The organism is Desulfovibrio biadhensis (assembly GCF_055388615.1).
In genome coordinates, this window is sequence record NZ_AP042477.1 from 2,063,530 (window position 1) to 2,080,382 (window position 16,853).

General features: G+C 56.3%; 12 protein-coding genes. 4 read left to right on the forward strand and 8 right to left on the reverse strand.

The window, feature by feature from the left end; genetic code table 11:
* The first annotated feature begins 284 nt into the window (after positions 1-284).
* The 4 genes from ACZ5EH_RS09040 to ACZ5EH_RS09055 all read left to right on the forward strand — a co-directional run bounded on the left by ACZ5EH_RS09040 (position 285) and on the right by ACZ5EH_RS09055 (position 5,656).
* On the forward strand, positions 285-1,025 hold the full coding sequence (locus tag ACZ5EH_RS09040) for a tRNA lysidine(34) synthetase (RefSeq protein ID WP_464277795.1): 741 nt from the start codon (positions 285-287) through the stop codon (positions 1,023-1,025).
* 321 nt (positions 1,026-1,346) lie between these two features.
* Positions 1,347-2,249, forward strand: a complete 903-nt coding sequence (locus tag ACZ5EH_RS09045; protein ID WP_464277796.1) for a M23 family metallopeptidase — start codon at positions 1,347-1,349, stop codon at positions 2,247-2,249.
* A gap of 220 nt (positions 2,250-2,469) precedes the next feature.
* Positions 2,470-4,491, forward strand: coding sequence for an asparagine synthase (glutamine-hydrolyzing) (gene asnB / locus ACZ5EH_RS09050; protein ID WP_464277797.1), 2,022 nt, complete (start codon positions 2,470-2,472; stop codon positions 4,489-4,491).
* Between the two features lies 1 nt (position 4,492).
* Positions 4,493-5,656 (forward strand): glycosyltransferase family 4 protein, encoded by a 1,164-nt coding sequence (locus ACZ5EH_RS09055; protein ID WP_464277798.1) that lies wholly within the window; start codon positions 4,493-4,495, stop codon positions 5,654-5,656.
* 114 nt (positions 5,657-5,770) lie between these two features.
* Here the strand turns inward: ACZ5EH_RS09055 and ACZ5EH_RS09060 are convergent, their stop codons facing one another.
* The 8 genes from ACZ5EH_RS09060 to ACZ5EH_RS09095 all read right to left on the reverse strand — a co-directional run bounded on the left by ACZ5EH_RS09060 (position 5,771) and on the right by ACZ5EH_RS09095 (position 16,294).
* The gene (locus ACZ5EH_RS09060; protein ID WP_464277799.1) at positions 5,771-7,228 is read right to left on the reverse strand and encodes an IS1182 family transposase; all 1,458 of its coding nucleotides are present in this window, start codon (positions 7,226-7,228) and stop codon (positions 5,771-5,773) included.
* A gap of 126 nt (positions 7,229-7,354) precedes the next feature.
* Entirely contained in the window at positions 7,355-8,134 is a 780-nt protein-coding gene (gene hisF, locus ACZ5EH_RS09065; RefSeq protein ID WP_464277800.1) for an imidazole glycerol phosphate synthase subunit HisF, read from the reverse strand.
* On the reverse strand, positions 8,134-8,766 hold the full coding sequence (gene hisH / locus ACZ5EH_RS09070; RefSeq protein WP_464277801.1) for an imidazole glycerol phosphate synthase subunit HisH: 633 nt from the start codon (positions 8,764-8,766) through the stop codon (positions 8,134-8,136). The genes hisF and hisH overlap by 1 nt, the downstream gene beginning before the upstream one ends.
* 157 nt (positions 8,767-8,923) lie before the next feature.
* On the reverse strand, positions 8,924-9,718 hold the full coding sequence (locus ACZ5EH_RS09075; RefSeq protein ID WP_464277802.1) for a prepilin peptidase: 795 nt from the start codon (positions 9,716-9,718) through the stop codon (positions 8,924-8,926).
* A 98-nt stretch (positions 9,719-9,816) separates the two neighbouring features.
* A complete protein-coding gene (locus tag ACZ5EH_RS09080; protein ID WP_464277803.1) occupies positions 9,817-11,544 on the reverse strand; it encodes a GspE/PulE family protein in 1,728 nt (575 codons plus the stop codon).
* Positions 11,545-11,619: 75 nt separating this feature from the next.
* Positions 11,620-13,344, reverse strand: coding sequence for a response regulator (locus tag ACZ5EH_RS09085; protein WP_464277804.1), 1,725 nt, complete (start codon positions 13,342-13,344; stop codon positions 11,620-11,622).
* A 30-nt stretch (positions 13,345-13,374) separates the two neighbouring features.
* Positions 13,375-14,253: a GAF domain-containing protein gene (locus tag ACZ5EH_RS09090; protein WP_464277805.1), complete on the reverse strand. Its 879-nt coding sequence runs from the start codon at positions 14,251-14,253 to the stop codon at positions 13,375-13,377.
* 25 nt (positions 14,254-14,278) lie between these two features.
* Positions 14,279-16,294 (reverse strand): ATP-binding protein, encoded by a 2,016-nt coding sequence (locus ACZ5EH_RS09095; protein WP_464277806.1) that lies wholly within the window; start codon positions 16,292-16,294, stop codon positions 14,279-14,281.
* Positions 16,295-16,853 lie beyond the last annotated feature (559 nt).

Genomic DNA, 16,853 nt, shown 5'->3' on the forward strand with positions numbered 1-16,853 from the left:
CGCCGTCGTCGCCCTTGGGCAGACGTAACCCATGAGGGCGGCGCCTGTGTTGGCAGCGTAGCGACAGGGCAGAGCGCCCTTCGCATTACAGTACAGTCCGTCTGAATATTCTTCGACAACTTCTTCGTCAAGGGGTGGTTGATTACAATTACGATAGGTTGGAACTTTTTTATGCAGCGGATGGACACAGGGCGGCTAGTGCTTCTTGCACAGCACCGCCTGTGCAGGTATGAAACTGCACCCCGGCTGCAGCACGAGAAAGAACAACCGGGAAAGGACGTTTGATGCCACGAGAAAAATTGAGCTTTGCGCAGAAGTCCTGCATTGGCAGCGCAGGCAAGATGTTGCAACAGGCCATAAAGCTGCCCCCCCATGCGCGGATCGGCATTGCCGTTTCAGGTGGCGAGGACAGCCTGACCTTGCTCAAGGTCATGGTCTACCGCCAGCGTATTGTGCCGTTTCCCATCGAACTGATGGCGCTGCACGTCAACCCTGGTTTTGAAAAAGACAGCCACGTAGATATCGTTAAATTGTGCCTGGAGTTGGGCGTGCCCTTGCACTGCGAGGAGAGCGACCACGGACCCCGCGCGCATTCCGAAGAAAACCGCAAGAACTCTGCCTGTTTTTTTTGTTGCCGCTTGCGACGCAAGCGGCTTTTCGAACTGATGCAGAACTATAAACTGACCCACCTGGCCATGGGGCACCATGCCGATGACTTGGTGGCGAATTTTTTCATGAACCTGTTTCAGGCCGGGCGCGTGGGCGGTTTGTCCATATGTGAGGACTTTTTCGACGGTGAATTCAAGCTGATACGCCCCTTGCTGTGGATGGAGAAGAAGACGATATCCAAGGCCTGCAAGCAATGGGGGCTGCCGGTGCGGGTGAATCCCTGCCCCTCGTCAACAACCAGCCGGCGCGCACAATTGGAGCGCTGGTTTGCGGAAGGGCCAGGCAAGGACCCTCGCGTGCGCAACAATGTGTTGAACGCTTTGCGGCGCATGGAAATGGAACGACAAACCGACTGAAATTGCTGTACTCTTTCAGAAGCGTGTAGGAACTTGACTGACAACTTTAAATGTCTTAAATGAAAGTGCTGCCATTAGATAGAATGGATTCGTGTCGCCTGCAGGCTCTGAGGAATAAAGTCTAGAATTTCGCTAGATTAGAGAGCCCCACCAGGCGACGGCTCTGTTTGGGCAGATAATCTCATTGCCCCGCCTTGTTGCAGCGCCCCGGGCTGTAGAAGGCTCTGATGACAACGAAATGGTAATGGATTGGAGAGAGCAGGCCACGTCCCATGGTCATCCCGACAACCCTGATTCCAACACGTTTCGCACCGAGGTATTATGCTCCTTAAAAAATACCACGTAGTCGTATTCAAGGATAACGAGGGCGTTTACAAAAAGCTCTATGTCCGCGGCTGGATGGTTTTTGCATTGATAGGGCTCGTCGTTTCACTGGTCGCCGGCAACATCCATTTCTGGAGTTATTTCGCCGATTACAAGCTGGTGCGCAATCGCCTGGCCGAGTCGAGCAAGACCGTGGAAGAGCAGAAAGGGCAGCTCATCAGTCTGGCTTCCAAGCTCAAAACACTGGAAAAGGATCTGACCCGCGTCCGCGATTTCGATACGAAATTACGGGTGATGATGAATCTGGATACGCAGATCGAGGCTTCCAGTTCCATGGGTGGAGAAAAGGCAAGCTCCTTTTCCGAAAGTTACCTGCCCATCCATCGCCAGGAACTTCTGGCGCGCAAGATGCACAACTTCCTGCACCAATTGAATACCGATGTCCGTCTTGAAGAGATGCGCCAGCAGAATCTCTTGCACTCCTTCCAGGGCAATCGCGAATTGCTGGCCACAACGCCTTCTGTCTGGCCTACTGATGGCTGGGTAACGTCGCCATTTGGCAAGCGCATTTCGCCCTTCACCGGGCAAGTGGATATGCATACGGGTATAGACATTTCCGGTAAGGTCGGCACACCCATTATTGCTCCTGCTCAAGGTGTGGTGAAATTTGCCGGAGAAGACGGCACCTACGGCAAGACCGTGGTCGTGACCCACGGCATGGGCTTGACCACTCGCTATGCGCATATGGACAAGATAAGCGTCCAGGAAGGGGACAAGCTTTCCCGCGGCGACCTCATCGGCGAGTTGGGCAATACCGGGCGCAGCACCGGCCCCCACCTGCATTACGAAGTCCGGCTCAATGGCGTCAGTGTCGACCCAATGCGCTACATCCTGAATTAAGCATTTCCCCTGACAACAAACACCCCCTGACGTGATGCCGCGGCAGGGGGTGTTTTTATTGCGCCATGGATGTGTTGGACTTGAGCACCCCTTTGCAGTATTAAAAAACCGCCACGAGATACTGAGAGACTTCCTTTCAGGGAGTTCTTCTTGGTACTGATGCTGACCAGGGGCTCCCTTGTCGGGGCGCTGCCGGCGGAACTTCAAAAAAGATGAGATCATGTGCGGCATTGCTGGTTTCTGGGGCCCCTCTGCGTCAACTGAGACCCTGATTCCCATACTAAAGGGCATGGCCCACGCTCTGGCTCACAGAGGACCAGACGGCAACGGCACCCACTGCGAACCCGCAGATGGAGTGGGCTTCGCACATTCGCGTCTGGCCATTGTGGACCTCTCGCCCGCCGGGCACCAACCCATGTTGTCTGAGAACGGACGTTTTCAGATTACCTATAATGGTGAAATCTACAACTATATGGAAATCCGGCGTGAGCTTGAGGACGCCGGGGCCGCCCCCCATGGTGGATGGAGGGGGCACTGCGACACAGAGGTTCTGCTTGCCGCCTTGCAGATATGGGGGGTGGAGCGCACATTATCGCGCTGCGTGGGCATGTTTGCCTTTGCTTTTTTCGACAAACAAGAAAAAACCTTGACGCTTGGGCGTGATCGCCTGGGCATCAAACCTCTCTATTTGGGCTACCGTAACAACACCCTGCTTTTTGGTTCAGAATTGTCGGCGCTTCGTGTGCATCCGGCATGGAATCAAGGGGGCGCCCCTGGTGTGAGCGCGCCTGCCCTGGAAGCGTATCTGCGGTATTCCTGCGTGCCTGCGCCCCTTACTATATATAAGGGCGTATATAAGCTTGTGCCAGGCAGCTACGTTACTTTTGGGAGTAATGACATAAAGGCGCAAAACATGCCCCGGGCTGTACGCTACTGGAGTGTGGAGCGCTGTGTTGCCCAGGGCAGGGAAAACCCCTTGCAGGGCGACGCCGGTGAACTGGCGGACAGGCTGGAGCACGCCCTGCGTGATGCCGTACAGCTCCGGCTTGTGGCGGATGTGCCCCTTGGAGCGTTTCTCTCCGGCGGGGTGGATTCCTCTACCATTACGGCCCTGATGCAGGAATTGAGCTCGCAACCCGTACGCACTTTTTCCATTGGTTCGCGCTCTGCACAATATAATGAAGCCGATCAGGCCCGCGCCGTGGCTGAACATTTGGGAACACATCATACGGAATTGATTGTTGACCCGGCGGAAGCATTGGCTGCTGCGCGTAAGATGCCTGAAATATTTGATGAACCCTATGCTGATGTTTCGCAGATTCCCACATGGCTGGTCTCCAAACTGGCGCGTCAGGACGTGACGGTTTGTCTTTCCGGAGATGGCGGTGACGAGTTGTTTGGCGGGTACAATCGTTATTTTCATGCGCCCGAGCTCTGGGAAAAAATAGGTGCGCTGCCGCAAGGCGTGCGCAAACCCTTGGCCGCTCTCATGCGTGGAGCCGGAGAAGGGGCGCTGAGCGCCCTGTACGGGGTGGCAGCCAACCTGAGAGGGAAAAAGGGGCAGCCGCTTTTCCGCGACAAACTGCAAAAGGTGGTCGAGGCCCTGCCTGCAAAAGGGCGGGAAGGCTTTTTTCAAAGTTTGATAGCGACCTGGCAACAGCCCCGGGACCTGCTGGATGCCTCATTTGCCGCGGATGCACCTGCTGTTGATCCAGTTGCCGCTGCCTTGGCGCCAGAGGAAGAATTGCCTGAGGCTATGGAATTTGCGCCGTGGATGATGGCCATGGACCAGAACGGATACCTGCCTGACGACATCCTGACCAAGATGGACAGGGCCAGCATGGCCGTTGCCCTGGAAGGGCGCGTGCCGCTTTTGGACCACAGGGTGGTGGAGCTGGCCTGGCGCATGCCGCTGTGGGCCAAAATCGAAGGACGCAGCGGCAAAAAGGTTTTGCGCGATGTGTTGCATCGCAAGGTGCCACGCGAGCTGGTGGAGCGCCCCAAACAAGGGTTTGACCTGCCTGTTGACGCATGGCTTCGCAAAGAGCTGAAAGATTGGGCCGGGGCTCATCTGGGGAAAAAATCCCTGGAAGACGGCGGCCTTGACCCTGACCCCGTGCTGCAGGCATGGCGTGAACACCAGCAGGGGCGCCGCAATCGACACTGGCAGCTATGGTCTGTGCTCATGTATCAGGCCTGGAGGGGGGCCTACACCAATACAAGCGAAGTGGAGGCTTCCTGACGTGCCACTGCAAAAAGTGCTGATTGTTTCCAATATGGATTTGAATATCCTGCTGTTCCGGCGCAGCTTGATCAAGGCGTTGCTGCAGCGCAATCTTGAGGTGCATATCTGCGTGCCGCGGGGGCAGCATGGCATGGAGCTCATGCAGCGGGGGGCGTATCTCTGGCACTATCCGCTGGTGCGGGGCAGCCTGAATCCTCTTGCTGTTCCCGAACCTTACAAGGTCATGCGGGACCTCATCAAGCACATCGAACCGGATGTGATCCACACCTTCACGCACCAGCCAAATATTTTGGTACGGTTGGCCACCAACGGAAAAGCCAAGGTGGTGCATACCATCACAGGGCTTGGGTCGGGTTTTTTGCAGCCTGGCATCCGGGGCATCTCCATGCGTACTTTTTTCAAGCTGTTGTATTTCAGCACGGCCCACCGGTGTGACGCATTGGTGTTCCAGAACGAGGATGACCGTAACTACTTCAAGAGTTACGGGCTGATAAGAGGGCGTAAATCCTTATGCATCCGGGGTAGCGGTGTGGATACCGAACGTTTTCACCCTGACGCGGTGACAAGGGAGGAAGTGCTTGAATTTCGTCGCTCTGTGGGCGTGGAACCGGACCAGATACTGGTGACCATGACGGCCCGTCTGTTGTACGACAAAGGGATCATGGATTTTTCAAGGGCGGCGAATGAACTGGCGGATGCTTTTCCGAATACGCGCTTCATGATTGTGGGAGAGGCCGACCCCGGCAATGCCCGCTGCCTGAGCGATGAGCATTTGGAAATGTTGCGGCAGCAAAAGAATCTGATCCTGGCAGGGTGGCGCGATGACATGCCCCTGGTCTGGTGCGCCAGCGATATGGCTGTGTTGCCTTCTTACAGGGAAGGGTTGCCCATGAGTTTGCAGGAAGGCATGTCCTGCGGTTTGCCTGTCATTGCCACGGATGTGCCCGGCTGTCGGGAGATCGTGGATGAGGGCGTAAATGGGTTGCTGGTGCCTTTTGGTGACAAGCCTGCCATTGCCGTTGCACTGCGGGAGCTTATTGTGAACCCGGAGCGGCGCAAAAAAATGGGACAGGCCAGCCGTGATAAAGCTGTCGAGGAATTCGATGGGCGCAAGATAGCGCAGCAGCATCTCGAGCTGTACGAAGAATTGCTGGAAGATTGAGCAGAAAGCAGCACCCGATACAAACAAGAAGAGGCTGCCCCAGGGGCAGCCTCAGCTCATTGACAAACCCCGCTTTTTGCAAAGTGGGGTTTGTTTTTATGAACCGATTTCTTTTCAGGCCGCTGCCAGCTGGGATGTTGGCTCGATCGGCCCCAATCGAACGAGATAGAGAGACTGAGGAAGAAAGTACAGGCATTTGGGCTGCAAATATTTGTATGACAGCCCCAAAGGGGCCAGCAGCAAGGCCATTTTCTTCATGTTTTGACATGTGGCGGAAAGCAGGCTTTGAACCTGGACCTTAGCCAGGCCGCAGAACCGAGCATAGCGATGCCCGTGCAGTTGTTTGGCGTCGGCAAAGCTGCGCTCTACGGTCTCTTTCCGGCGAGCATAGATTCTTTTTCCGAATTCCGTGAGCCGGTGCGCATCCACCGTATCCACGTATTCCCGCCACACATGGCGTGTCACTGTTTTCTTGCAATTCCGGTTTGTTGTGCACTCCTTCAGTAACGGACAGCGGCGGCAAATCTTTGGTAACGAGTCATAGAGACGATATCCTTCGCGGTTGGTGGTGGAGTAGTGAAGCTCCTGGCCTTCGGGGCAAAGATAGCAGTCCTTGTCCGGCAGGTATTCAAAGGCGCGTTTGGGGAGCATCCCTTTGCGACGAGTGGGACGACGATAGCCAATGACACCATAAATATGCTTTTCTTCCAGCGTCTTGCAAATGTGTGAGGTGAAATATCCTGCATCGAGGCCGACGTGCTTCACAGCAAAGCCGAAGCGGTTGATTTGTCGGTCCAGCCGATCGAGATAAGGCATGCTGTCATGCACCGAGGCCGGAGTTACGTAACTGTCGGTGATAATGTTGTGTCGGCTGTCCACAGTGCGATGATCCAAGTAAAAGAAGCCCTTAGGCTTGCCCTCGCGTACCATGTACCCGCTGTCCGGATCGGTTGTGCTCTGCTTGATCCGCTTGGACCCCGCTTCGCGGTTGTCCTGCTTCAGCGGTTTCTTTCCATGCCTGCGCCTGTCTTCCTCCACGGCGTCTTCAAGTTCGCCCAAGTATGACTTCGTGCTTTGGGCAACGAGCTTTTCCGTAAATTTATGCTTGTTGGCGTTGGCTTTCAGGTGGGTGGAATCGGTGTAAAGCGTGTGTCCGCCGACAAGCCTCTTTTTCATGGCCTGGAACACTATACCGTCAAAAATGTCCTGGGCAACGCTGGTGTCGTTAAATCTGCGCCGCCGGTTTTGGCTGATGGTGCTGGCGTCGGGCACTTTGTCCTGCAATCCCAGGCCAAGGAACCAGCGATAGGCAACATTGACCTGGATTTCCTTGACAAGCTGACGCTCGCTGCGGATGCCAAACAGATAGCCGATGAATAGCATTTTGAAGAGCACCACCGGTTCAATGGCCGGACGGCCATTGCCCTCGCAATACAAATCCTTGGTGAGCTCATGAATAAAGGAGAAATCAATAACCTTGGCAATTTTGCGAAGCAGATGATTCATGGGGACAAGTTCGTTGATCGAAACAAACTCCATTTTCACCTGCTGATTTTTGGGCGGCTTTAGCATGAAGATAGTATAAGAAAACCCTCGCCGATTGGCGAGGGTTTATCAGCATTCTGAGGCTGCCCCAGGGGCAGCCTCTTTTCATTTTCATATACTGCACCGCCCAAAAAAAGGGGGCGCCTTCGGGTGCTACCAGACCATGCGCATGGGCACGCCACGGCCGTGGATGTAGTCCTTTATTTCCCGGATGGAGTACTCGCCGTAATGCACGATGGAGGCAATGAGCGCGGCCGAGGCGCGGCCTTCGGCAAGCGCATCGTACATGTGTTCAGGGTTGCCCGCGCCGCCGGATGCGATGACCGGAATGTGCACGCTGTCGCTGACCAGGCGGGTCAGCTTCAATTCATAGCCGTCCTTGGTGCCGTCAGCATCAATGGAATTGAGGCAGATTTCCCCGGCGCCCAGGGCCTCCACCGTCTTGGCCCATTCTACGGCATCCAGCCCCATGGGTTTGCGCCCGCCATGGATGACGACCTCATACCCTGAGGGGATGTCCTCGGAAACAGGCACCTGCTTCACGTCCATGCCCACCACGATGCACTGTGCGCCAAAAGCGGCGGCGCCTTCGCTGATAATGTCCGGATTCTTGACGGCTGCTGAGTTCACGGAGACCTTTTCCGCGCCGGCAAGCAGCACACGGCGCATATCGCTCACGGTGGAAATGCCGCCGCCTACGGAAAAAGGGATGAATATCTTGGAGGCAACCTTTTCCACAACGTCCAGGAAGATGCCACGGTCCTCGTGGGAAGCCGTGATGTCGTAAAAAACGATTTCGTCTGCGCCTTCCTCGTAGTAGACGCGGGCCGATTCAACGGGGTCGCCGATATCGACATTACCTACAAATTTGACGCCTTTGGTGAGCTTGCCGTTACGTACGTCCAGGCAGGGGATGATGCGTTTGCTGAGCATTAGCCGGCCTCCTGGCAATAGCGATAAAAGTTGCTGAGCAGTTTCAGGCCAGGGCGTCCGCTTTTTTCAGGGTGGAATTGCACGGCCCACAGCCCCGGGGCACCATGAATGGAGCAAAAACTGCGGCCATAGGTGGTGGTGCCGATGACGTACTCGGGTTTGGGATTGGGATAGTATGAATGGACAAAGTAAAAGTCGGATGTGGGCTCGATGCCTTCCATCAGTTCGCAGGGCTTTTGCAGCTCCACGCTGTTCCACCCCATGTGGGGTACACGGATGGGGGCGCCGTCCACATCTTCCCAGGCCGGATTGAAAAGAACGCATTCACCCGGAATGATCCCCAGTGCCTTGGTGTCGTTCTCCTGTGAAAATTCAAGCAGGATCTGACACCCAACGCAGATGCCGAGGAGCGGCTTATCCGACTGCACCTGGTCCTTGATAACGTGGTCCAGACCGCTGGTGGTCAGTTCGTCCATAGCCTGACCCGCTGCGCCTACACCTGGGAAAATAAGGCCCGAGGCTTTGGCAATGGTGGCCGGGTCAGCGGTGATGATGTTTGGTATTTCCAAAAAATCAAGGGCGCGGCGTACACTTGTCTGGTTGCCGGCCTTGTAGTCCAGGATCGCAAGCATGCCTGATCTCCTGCTACGGCGTTATGGTTGGGGTCCGGCTGCGCATGGGCGCGGATGCTGGAAAAACAATGTGCTGGGGCAGAAGCTTACCAGTACTGTGCCCCCCTACCAACGGAGGGCGTAAAGCGCAACATTTTTTAGACGTCAGTTTGCTGCGTCAGGAGAGAAGCATGCGCCAGTACAGGTCTCCAAAGAGAATGTAGAGCATACCGCCCAGGGAAAGGAACGGGCCAAAGGGCACCATTGTTTCCAAAGCGCGGCCAGAGGGCTTGAGCAAATAGTAGAGACTGGCGAAAAGCGCGCTGACGGCGGAGGCCACAATGGTTATGGGCAGGGCCTGCCAGCCCAGAAGCGCCCCGAGCAGCAGCATCAATTTGATATCGCCCGTGCCTAGCCCTTCGATGCCTTTGAGCCGGCGGTAGAGGCGTTGCAGCAACCAGAAAAGGCCGGCGCCCACAGCCATGCCGATGAGCGAGTCCTGCAACGAGGGGCCGCCCAGCTCCGGCCGCAGGATGAAGTAAGCGCCGGCAAGGGCGATGCCTGCGCCGGGCAAGGTCAGGATGTCCGGCAGAATGTAGGCTTGCAGGTCGATGAAACTGGCGACGATCAGAATGCCGCCGATGACCATGTAAAGCAGAAACACTGGCGTGGGGCCATATTTCAGGGCCAGCCCGAATGCCCACAGGCCCGAGAGTAGCTCCACCGCGGGGTAGCGCAGGCTGATACGGTCTTTGCATTGGCGGCAGCGCCCCATGAGTATGACGTAGCTGAGGATGGGGATATTTTCCCAGAAGGCGAGCTGATGGCCGCATTTGGGGCATTTGGAGCGCGGCTTTACTATGGATTCTTCGCTCAGGTAGCGGTGGATGCAGACATTGTAAAAGCTGCCGAGCACCAGCCCAAGGATAAGGGCAAGCAGGGGAAAGAACGGCAAATAGGCGTTAAAATCCATGGCGCAGGCTCCTGGCAAGAAAATAGTGACAGAGGTACGGTATTTAGTGGCACACGGCGCCATGATTGGCAAGGCTTGTGGTGAAATCGCACGCAGTGTCAGCAGGCAACGCTGACGAATTCTTCATAGGTGGTCTGTCCAAAGAGCACTTTTTCTGCAGCGTCCTTGGCCAACGTCCGCAGTTTTCCGGCCTTGGCCAGCGTCTGCTTGATGTCTTTTGCCGGAAGCCGTTTCTGGATCATGTCCTGGACTTCGTAATCCACCTCAAGGACTTCGAAAACTCCCATGCGCCCTTTGAAACCGGTGCCGTCGCACTGGTTGCACCCCTTACCGCGGAACAGATGCACCGTGGCGTCCGTGCTCGATTGCAGCAAGTGTCTGGCAACAGGCAGGGGCGCTTCGTAGGATTCCATGCAATAGGGGCAGATGCGGCGCACCAGACGCTGGGCGACTACAACCTGCAGCGTGGCAGAAAGCATGAAAGGATCTATGCCCAGGTCCAGAAAGCGGGCAACTGCGCCTGGGGCGTCATTGGTATGCAGGGTGGAGAGCACCTTGTGCCCCGTCATGGAACTCTTGATGGCAATGGAGGCGGTTTCGGCGTCGCGAATCTCACCTACCATGATCACATCGGGGTCCTGGCGCAGAATGGAGCGCAACCCGCTGGCAAAGGTCATGTTGGCCTTGGTGTTCAACTGAATCTGGGTAACGCCGTCCACGCGGGACTCTACAGGGTCTTCCAGGGTCACAATGTTGATATCCGGGTTGTTTATGCGCGCCAGCAACGAATAAAGCAGGGTGGTCTTACCGCTGCCTGTGGGGCCCGTCGCCAGGATCATGCCGTGGGGCTTCTGCATGCCCCGTTCGATCATCAGACGCTCCGGTTCGCTCATGCCCAGGTCTTCCAGCTTCAGATGGTGGTTGGACTGCTCGTGCAGACGCAGAACGATCTTCTCACCATAGATGGTGGGAATGGTGGAGGTACGCACGCTGACTTCCGCGTTTTTCACCCGGTAGGAAAAACGCCCGTCCTGGGGAATTTTGGAAACAGAGATATCCAGATTGGAAAGAAGCTTGATGCGCGAAACCAGGGGCAGAAAATATTTTTTTGGGGGTGCGGGCTGATCGCGCAGTTCCCCGTCGACGCGGAACCGCAGGATCACCTCGTCATGCTCCATACTCAGGTGCAGGTCGCTTGCCTTGCGCTGGTAAGCCTGTAGCAGGATGGAGTTGGCGATTTTAATGACAGGGGCACCCTCGGCCATGTCCTGCAGGTCGCCGATATTATAAGGAGCGTCATCCGCTTTTTCGCTTTCGGTTTCCAGTTCGCTTTCTTCGGCCAGGTCGGAAAGGGAATATTCCTCTTCTACGGTAATTTCTTTGCCGTACAGCTTTTTGGAAAGAACCCGTATCTCCTTTTCCAGGCAAAATACCGGCTCAACGTCGGTTTCCAGTTCGCGGACTATGGCGTCGTGTGCACTGAGGTCCAGAGGATCGACCGTGCCGACCCAGAGGATGCCGGCCCGTTTCAGCAAGGGCACAAGCTGCAACCGCGCAGCTTGTTCAAAAGGAACGAGCTGTGCCAGGTTGAGATCCAGGGGAAAGTCCTTGGCTCGAAATCGGTGCAGCTTCAGTTGGCTGCATACCGCATCGGCCACGTCTTCTTCCGTGCACCAGCCTTTTTGAGTCAGATATTGCCCCAATTTCACGCCACGGGAGACGTGCTCGGCAAGGGCCTTGTTCAATTGCTCTGGCGTCACGCAGCCACGAGAAAGCAGCAGCTCGCCAACGCGCTTTCTTGGTTTTTTGTGCGTTGTCGAAGTCATGCGGTCATCCGCGAAGCATTGCGCCAGGCCATTTACTGCATTTTTCAAGGGTATTTCTCCAATTCATGGGACGCATCAAAGGTCGAGCACCGCACGGGCAAGGTTTGCCAGTTCCTGCGGACGGAAGGGCTTGGTCATATACACGTCTGCCCCTGCTTCAAGACCTTTCTTGCGGTCGAACTCCTGCCCCTTGGCAGTAAGCATGATGATGTAGACTTCGTTCATTCCCAGTTGCCGTTTGACGGTGCGGCAAACGTCGAAGCCGTTCATTTTGGGCATCATAACGTCCAGAAAGACCAGCTCGGGGCGCTTGTCCCGGATCATTTCCAGGCCTTCTTCACCGTTCTCGGCAAACAGCAATGTCACGCCATCGTCTTCCAGTGATTCCAGAGAGCGTTCGAGCAGCATGCGGATATGCGGCTCATCGTCGACTATGAGGATGGTTGGGGAAGCATCCGAATCGATCACTTCCTCATCCTCGCTGGTTGGTTGACCATATGTCTTGCCGGTCATTTTACGGTAAACGCCCTCGGCCCATTCCAGATTTTTACGCTGCGCAGGATTGGTCATCTCTTGGGTTGCCTCCAAAAGCCGGGATACAGTCGCAAGGGCCTTTTCCCCCTGGCCGTTCCGGCGGTAGAGCAGAAAGAGGTTATAGGCAATCATGGGGTCAGTGGGCGTAAGTTGGGCGCCCAGTTCGTACAGTTGTACAGCCTTGGACATTTTGCCGGCTGTTTTGCAGTGGTCGGCCATTATTTTGAACGGATTCAGCGGTTTGAGGCCTGCCTTGCACAGCTCGGCATACAGTTTCGCGGCTTGCTGGTGTTTGCCGGCATGGACGTAATACTGGGCAGCTTTGTTGTAGCAGCTTCTGGCCCGGGTAAGGTCTCCCAGGGCCCGGTAGGCCAGCCCCAATCCTTTGTGGGCTTCCGGGAACGCCTTACAGAGTTGCAAAGCCTGGGAAAAGGACTGCGCCGCATTTTTGAAGCGTTTTTCGATCAAGGCCTGACGCCCGGATGCGTAAAGCGCCTTGGCTTTTTTGGTTGCTTCCTGCTGGGGCGTTTGTTTGGAGGGGGATTGTTCTTGAGCGCCCCCTCCCACTACAGCAGGGTGGGCCGCTTTTTTTGCTTGCCTGATGTCTTTCTTCATGGGCACGGCCTCCATGGGGTCGGCCATATTGGTGACAAATTCAGGCGCCTTTTCCTCAACCACGGGCGTGGTGGGTATGCGGATCCCGTGAGGGGAGGCAGAACCATCGGCGCCATTGCTGTTTACCGGTGCCGGTTGCTCTACAACAGAAAGAGATGCGCCTGCATCCTTCTGGGCGGAAGTTGCAGGTTGTTCCTGCACTTCTTCTGCAGCAGTGTGAGCGGAAGGCGACCCCAACCCGTTTTGGCGTGCTTCCTGCCATCCAGGGGTGGAGAGCACAGCCTCCTGTATTTTTTCTGGCAGCAAATGTGCGGGAATGGGTTTGGGGATAAATATGTTGAAGCCGAAACGTGCGGCCTGATTCACGTATTCCTCGTTCATGCCCGGCACCATGAGCATCATGGGCATGCCCTGGCTGATGCGCTTTTCCTGCAATTCCTTAAGGAGCGCAAAGTCGTGGTCCGCCACAAGGGTCCAGTTCAGCAGCGTCAGATCGACGCCGCCATTGGACAGTGTTTCCAGAACCGCCTCTGGCGTGTCTGCAAAATGGGCAGGTGAATGCCCGCAATAAAGCAGCATGTTGGAGAGCACCCGCTGTGTTACGGGGTCCTCTTCGGCAACAAGAATGCGAAGGTTGTTTAGTGTGTCCATGATTGTTTTTTCCTGAAGCAGCGGTTGCCGCTATCCTTTACGAGTCGGGGGCTGCTGGCCGGGGTTGATGGGCGCTGTGGGTTTGGCCGTGCGCTGGCCTCTGCGGCCATTTTGCAGCGCCATGCCGGCCTGGCAGGCAAGGCAGTGGAGCAGCTTGATGTCGCGTGCGGCGTATTCCCTTGGGCTGTGATGCGTCAGGAGCACGGCTCCCAGCACATTGTCCTCGCCGCCTTGTCCCAGGATTGGTGAGCACAGGCAGGCTTTGGGCACACTCACCCCCTGGTTGTTTCTCTCCCCCCCGGCAGCATCGCCGGAATCCGTGAAGCGGTAATCGTCGGCAACGTCGTTGACCATCTCGGGAGCGCCCTTTTTCATGACTTCCAGAAGGAGCATCCGGGCGTTTGTCAGGCTGCCCCTGGCCAATGATTCATCGCCCTGTACCGCCAGGATGTCGAAATCCTTGCCAGAGTCTGCTTTTTGAGCGGACGGTACAAACACCACGACACCTGCCGCGCAGTCGATCATGTCACAGGCCCAGCGCAGCAACTGGGTTGCCACCTCACCTGCAGTGCGCAGGGCAAGCAGTCGGGGCGCCACCTCATAGAGCAGACTCAATTCATTGTATTTGTTCAGGGTGTCGTTGCTTAGCATGAGCTTTTCCACTTCCTGTCCGATATAGGCGTCCAGCGCGGAGGCCGCCACGGCGGCTGTGGTCACGTCCGAGCGCACCGTCCCCAGGTGGTCGCCCTTTACAACAAGGGGGGCGTCCACCCCAGGATTGGAGGAAGGGCCAAAGAGCAGCTTGCCGGATGGGTCGTATACGGAAATCGGCGCGCCCAGACCGTCGGCGATGTCTTGCAGCATGCTTGTGGCAGGCTTTTTATTGAGAATGCGACGCAGTTTTATCATGCTTTTTCCCAGCCGTTTGCGTTGTTCAGGACAGCAGCACGGCGCGTAGGTCGCTGCAGCCGTGCTCGAATCGTAGCGAGCGCAAAAGATCAAAGCGGGATGCAAAGCGGGCGCCTGTAAGGAGAAGCGGCAAAGGGCCTGTCGTTGTCTGCTCCAGACAGGCTTCCATGCTGTCCGCCATGCTCACTGCGTAGCCCTGCTCGCCCAAGAGGGAAGCAAAGGCCTGCAGCGAGGCCGGGTCCTGATCCGCCAGCAAAACGGGGGCGTTTTTCCCAACGCCAAGAAGCGTTAATTCTTCCAGCAGGCTCGAACGCCGGATGGGGCGTGCGAACAGCCTGTCCAGGGCCACGGCAAAGCCTTGTTCCGACTCGCCTCCGTGGCTCAGATTCATAAATTTTACGTGGCTGGTGCGTTGCTGTTTGCGCAGGGCGGCGGCCAGCTCAATGCCCTTTTCTTCAAAAGCGTCCAGGTCCAGGACCACCACCTCCAAGGGGGCGCGCTTGGCAAGGGTCAGCGCGGCGTTTACGTCCGCTGCCTCGTGGGCAACAAGGCCAAGGGCTTCGATGCGTTGCCGCAGGTGGCGCCTGAGGCGCTCGTTGGGCAGGACCAATAGGGCGCCGGGTCTGGGCACGCCGGGCTGTGGTTTTTTGCCGTTGCCAAGCCCCACCCGTTTGGCAAGCGTCTGCAGAAAAAAGGAACCGTTGGCCTCCATGAAGGCTTCCACGGTTTTATGCTCCGCGCGTATCAAGGCGGCTTCCTCGGGCAGGGTGAACCAGAACTCACTGCCTTTGCCCAGCTCGCTGTTGACGCCCACCGTACCGCCGTGGTGCTCGATGATCTGCTTGCAGATAGGCAGCCCAAGACCTGTGCCCGAGGGCTTGTCCGTCAGCGTATCGCCCACCTGCTTGAATTTTTCAAAAACCTTGTCCAGGTCGTCTCCCGCTATGCCCACACCCGTATCGCGTACGCTAACGCGCACACCATATGTGCCTTCGTCATTGCTCCAGCGTTCGGCCTTGCATGTCACACTGCCGCTATCCGTGAATTTTACGGCGTTGGAGATGAGGTTGACCACCACCTGGATGACGCGGTCCTTGTCGCCCTTCAAACCTGGCAAATCGGGGTCTATTGCAACAACGCTCTCGATGTTTTTCTTTGTGAACAACGAGGCCGTAGAGGCCAGGGCTCTGCGCACAATTTCATTGATGTCCATGGACTCGCTTTTCCAGTCCACCTTGCCGGCTTCCATCTTGGCGATGTCCAGGACGTCGTTGATCAAGGCGGTCAGGCGTTCGCCTTCTTCCAGGATGATGGAGAGGTTCTTGCTGACGTTTTTCATGGTCCGTCCGGCTCTTTTGTCCGGGGTGGGGACACATGGAAATATCACTGTCTCCAGATCGTTCTGCGTGATTTCGGCAAAGCCCAGCACGGATGTCAGGGGCGTGCGCAACTCGTGGGAAACCATGGAAAGAAAGTCCGTCTTGAGTTCGTCCACTTCTCGGAGTTTGACGTACGCATCGGCAAGCTCATGGTGCATGGCTTCCGTTTTCGTGTTGGCTTGCTTGAGTTTTGTATTGATGCGTTCCATGTCGCGTGTGCGTTGCTGATGCAGGGACGCAAGGGTGGAGAGCATGGCCTGAACCGTGACAATGCCGGCAAGCTGCCCATCCTTGGTAACGATGACATGGTCGAAAATTTTGTCCTTTTCGCGCTGCATGGCTTGCGAAGCCACGACATCGAGGGCGCTGCCAGCATCGGCCACAAGGGGAGCTGCGTCCATGACATCGGAAACAGGGCGTTTGTGATAGAGTGCGACACCGTACTGCTGGCTGAGAACACGGTCCAGGTGCAGGCTCATAACCAGTCCCACAGGACGTTCGCCATCAACCACGACGAGGGAACTGATAGGGTCGTCTTGGACTTCAATGCGTTTTTTTACGTCGCGCACCATCATGTCTGGCGGGGCGGTGAAAACGCTTTCCACCAGGTCCGCCATGCTCACACTGCGCATGGTATCGTCACGGAGAGAAGCATTTTTCATCGGCCAGGTTGCCCTTTGTTTTTCCTAAACCAGGGAAAAACGCGGTGCGCGCACCCCTGGAAGAGGGTGCATCCTGCCACGTGGAAAAAGGTGAAATGTTGTGAATGTGTGAATAATACATGACAATTGACGTATGCATTGTCTGGCTGCGTCACGCAGCAACCCGCGCCAGTGCAGGCATGGCGCACACCTTGCTATTCGTGGCTTTGGAGTATATGCAACGCCCGTCACCCCCGGAATGTTCGGTCAAGGCTGCGCCTTGCCTGGGCAGGGGCTTGTGTCATATAACCCGGAGCAGGCGGTTTTGATTATGCTCCGGCGGTTTTGTCTTCGGCCCTGCCGGTGTCAGGCACAACCGTAGTGGTACTTATATCTTCGAGTTGCAAAACGTTTAGCGGTTTGCACTCTCAGTACTATCACCGAGAGCACACGTTGGTTCACAGATTGAATCTCGCTGTTTCGCATCGTTACGAAAAAGGCCATGCCCATACCGTGGTGACACAACAGGTGCCGTCGCGGCAGGGGGCAACTGCCCCTTGTGTCTTGCACTGCGCCGCCT

Bases quoted from the DNA above. Each gene is read 5' to 3' on its own strand.
- ACZ5EH_RS09040 (WP_464277795.1), top strand. From the start codon at position 285: ATGCCACGAGAAAAATTGAGCTTTGCGCAGAAGTCCTGCATTGGCAGC.
- ACZ5EH_RS09045 (WP_464277796.1), top strand. From the start codon at position 1,347: ATGCTCCTTAAAAAATACCACGTAGTCGTATTCAAGGATAACGAGGGC.
- asnB (WP_464277797.1), top strand. From the start codon at position 2,470: ATGTGCGGCATTGCTGGTTTCTGGGGCCCCTCTGCGTCAACTGAGACC.
- ACZ5EH_RS09060 (WP_464277799.1), bottom strand. From the start codon at position 7,228: ATGCTAAAGCCGCCCAAAAATCAGCAGGTGAAAATGGAGTTTGTTTCG.
- hisF (WP_464277800.1), bottom strand. From the start codon at position 8,134: ATGCTCAGCAAACGCATCATCCCCTGCCTGGACGTACGTAACGGCAAG.
- hisH (WP_464277801.1), bottom strand. From the start codon at position 8,766: ATGCTTGCGATCCTGGACTACAAGGCCGGCAACCAGACAAGTGTACGC.
- ACZ5EH_RS09075 (WP_464277802.1), bottom strand. From the start codon at position 9,718: ATGGATTTTAACGCCTATTTGCCGTTCTTTCCCCTGCTTGCCCTTATC.
- ACZ5EH_RS09080 (WP_464277803.1), bottom strand. From the start codon at position 11,544: ATGACTTCGACAACGCACAAAAAACCAAGAAAGCGCGTTGGCGAGCTG.
- ACZ5EH_RS09085 (WP_464277804.1), bottom strand. From the start codon at position 13,344: ATGGACACACTAAACAACCTTCGCATTCTTGTTGCCGAAGAGGACCCC.
- ACZ5EH_RS09090 (WP_464277805.1), bottom strand. From the start codon at position 14,253: ATGATAAAACTGCGTCGCATTCTCAATAAAAAGCCTGCCACAAGCATG.
- ACZ5EH_RS09095 (WP_464277806.1), bottom strand. From the start codon at position 16,294: ATGAAAAATGCTTCTCTCCGTGACGATACCATGCGCAGTGTGAGCATG.